Source organism: Microcystis sp. M53603_WE2 (assembly GCF_030065435.1).
Genome location: NZ_JASJFF010001098.1, coordinates 1 through 3,082, shown reverse-complemented (window position 1 = coordinate 3,082; position 3,082 = coordinate 1). Strand labels below are relative to the sequence as shown.

Here is a 3,082-nt window from a genome sequence, read left to right as displayed (position 1 = left end):
TGGGAGTGATCGGGGGGAAATTTAGGCACTTTTTCCCTGAAAATTAGGTAATTGGCCACCTCAAAACTGGTAAAACCCCACACCCCACACCCCACACCCCACACCCTGCCACCACCGAAAAACTTTTTGCCGCAAACCCTAGTTAGTCCCAGCCTCGTCCGTCTTTCCCTGTTTCCATTATTTTTTCTGGCTTGTCGCCTGGTAATTATTATTATCGCCAAAATAAAAGGATAAATTTGTCAATCTTTGTAACGAAAAATCAAGAAAAACTGTTCTCACCGTATCGCCCCGAACCCTTCTGGGGAAATTTGTTACAATGAATACAAAGGGACTCCCTGCGCCAGATCCCATCCCTAGTAAAAAATTGCCGAGGTGGGGAGCGGAAGCCAATAGTTCCGATCGGGACGGCATTTGTCAGAGTTTCCCGCTTCCTTTAGTTTTAGGGGGAAAAGCCATGAAATCTGGAACATTATTATCGCCCGATCGACCGCTGCCAGAATTTCTCCGGTCAGCTATCCAAGACCGCTTTCCGGGGAAAGCGATCGATGATCTCAGCATCCGCTACTATGAAAGCGTCGAGGATGTGGGAGGGGAGTATTTTAACGATCGGGTGTTGCCTGCCTGTAGCGATGAGCCAGTCGTCCGCTATCTTGTCCCGTTTATATCCTACGTCCGTCTAGGAGAAGCGTTAGTTTTGGATCGGCAAGACGGTCTTGTGGTTTACGAAACCGAACGAGATGTTCCCTGCACGGAAACCGGACCTTTCTGGTTGGTGACTCCTAAATCGCGCTGAAAAAGCAAACCCAAGTTAAGCAGCTGAATTGGGAAAACTTAATAGTTAGGGTTGGCTGAATAAATCTAAAAACCTTGTTGGGTAAGACTTTTAGACTTTGGGGAGGTCAAAAAGTACCAGATATGGTAGTGATCAGGGGGAGAATTCAGGGACTTTTTCCCTGAAAATTAGGTAGTTTACCAGATGAAAATGGGTAAAACCCTACACCCCACACCCCACACCCTGCCCCCAGGAAAGACTTTTTCAGCCAACCCTAGTTAAGACTCGACGGGTGGAGTCGGCAAGCAGCAAAACCCGTCGAATTTTTATAACGCTTGCGATCGCAACCAAGCCACGGGTAAATAGAGCATTTTCTTGGTTAAAGGCACGAAGGCACGACGGGCGAAGACATCGTAATTATTTGCTTCAATTACGTCTAAAATGCCTTGATAAAGCAGTAAAGCCGCCCAAACCGGCCAACGGGAATCGGGATTAAGGGCGCGAATCCCCCTTTCGGCGGAATCGTAGTAATAACGGGCCCGCTCAATTTGGAAGCGCATTAACGCCTGCCAACGGTGATCATTAACCCCTTTGAGTAAATCGTCTTCGCTGTAGTTAAAACGCTCTAAATCCTCTAAAGGTAGATAAATCCGCCCACGATGGACATCTTCCCCCACATCCCGCAAAATATTGGTTAATTGATTGGCAATACCGAGATCGATCGCTTCTTCTTGCGGAATATAGACGCTTTGATTGCGCCGCCAAGGGGCAGAGCGATCGTCATCTTCCAATCCTAACACCGCGCTGGACATTAACCCCACCGTCCCCGCCACCCGATAGCAGTACAGTTTTAGTTCATCAAAGGTTTGATAACGACTGCGATAGAGGTCCATCTGTTGCCCGGCGATCATATCCCGAAAGGGTTGGATATCCATGGGGAACTTTTCTAGAGTATCCACGAGAGCGACATCGGCATCCTCGATGGCAACCCCAGAAAAGACGGTTTCTAGCTGTTTTTCCCATAAATCAAGGGTTTCAGGTGTAGTTAACCGGGCTTGGGGTCCATCGACCAGTTCATCGGTACGACGACACCAGACATAAATTGCCCAGATCGCTTGACGTTTTGCTTTCGGCATCAGGAGAGTACCGAGATAAAACGTTTTGGAATACTTCTCTGTAATCCGGCGACAGAGTTCGTAGGACTCCGCAAGGGAGACGAGGGGTTTGGTGGGGTGGGTCGGTTTTGGCAATTGGAGCATTCTGCTGGGGCGGAATGATTGACTTAGATTAACGGCGAACTGTGGCTAATGATATAGCATTGTCTCACTCAAGGCCATTTTCGTCATTAGTCCCTAGCCAGAGAATTAACGAGCGCTGGACACTGGTGTAGATTGGGTTTTATTCGGGTTTAGCGGTGCTGCGGGGTGATCTTTGCTGATCACTGCTGCCGCTAATTTCCCCGATAAAACGGCTCCTTCCATGCTTCCTAAATATTTTTGCATGGTATAGTCACCGGCGAGATAAAAATTCTCGATCGGAGTTTTTTGAGAAGGTCGATAAGCTTGTCGGCCAGGGGTGGCTTTATAAACTGATCGGGGAGTTTTCACCAGATGATATTTTAACAATTGACTGGGATTATCGCCAGTAAAATGTTGGGGAAAGAGTTTTTCTAGTTCTTTCATCGTGGCGGCGATAATTTCTTCATCGGATTTGCTAATCCAATCCTGAGCGGGAGCGAGAACTAATTCTAACATCGAGCGATCGGGGTTAGCGTATTCTTTACAGGTGTTGCTCATGTCAGCATAAACACTGAGTAAGGGCGAACGGGAGAATAATAAATGATCGATGTCGGTTAGTTTGCGATCAAACCAGAGGTGTAAATTAATGACGGGAACCCCTTCTAATCCTTCTAATTTTTGAAAGAATTTATCTTCTTGCCAAGGTTTAGGTAGTAAAACTTTTAAAGGATCTACCGGCATCGCAGACACATAAAGATCGGCTTCAAAAAGATAATCTTCCCCACCGTCTAAACCGCGCATTAAGAAGGCTTTAACTGTGCCATCTTCATTTAAGATAATCTCTTTTAAAGGGGCATTCAAGCGCACTTCTCCACCTCTAGCGGTGATGTAATCGACTAAAGGTTGGCAGAGTCTTTCCGGGGGTGAACCGTCGAGAAAAGCCATTTTTGAGCCGTTTTTCTCCTGTAAAAAGCGGTTGAGGGCTGTTAGTAGAATCGTGGCGGAAATCTCGTTAGGATCGATAAAGTTTAGGGCTTTCGACATAGCGATAAACACTTCTTTTTCTACCCTA

General features: G+C 46.8%; 4 protein-coding genes. 2 read left to right on the top strand and 2 right to left on the bottom strand.

Annotated features, from left to right (window positions below):
* Positions 1–51: 51 nt before the first annotated feature.
* Positions 52–234 (top strand): hypothetical protein, encoded by a 183-nt coding sequence (locus PX481_RS23180; protein WP_079209469.1) that lies wholly within the window; start codon positions 52–54, stop codon positions 232–234.
* 82 nt (positions 235–316) lie between these two features.
* On the top strand, positions 317–793 hold the full coding sequence (locus PX481_RS23175; protein ID WP_002762568.1) for a hypothetical protein: 477 nt from the start codon (positions 317–319) through the stop codon (positions 791–793).
* Between the two features lie 305 nt (positions 794–1,098).
* On the opposite strand, the gene crtB is transcribed toward PX481_RS23175, so the two are convergent.
* Complete coding sequence (crtB, locus tag PX481_RS23170; protein WP_002762567.1) at positions 1,099–2,031, bottom strand: 15-cis-phytoene synthase CrtB; 933 nt, start codon at positions 2,029–2,031, stop codon at positions 1,099–1,101.
* Between the two features lie 105 nt (positions 2,032–2,136).
* Positions 2,137–3,082: FAD-dependent oxidoreductase (locus tag PX481_RS23165; RefSeq protein ID WP_288096282.1), on the bottom strand; the 946-nt coding region annotated here is incomplete at its 5' end.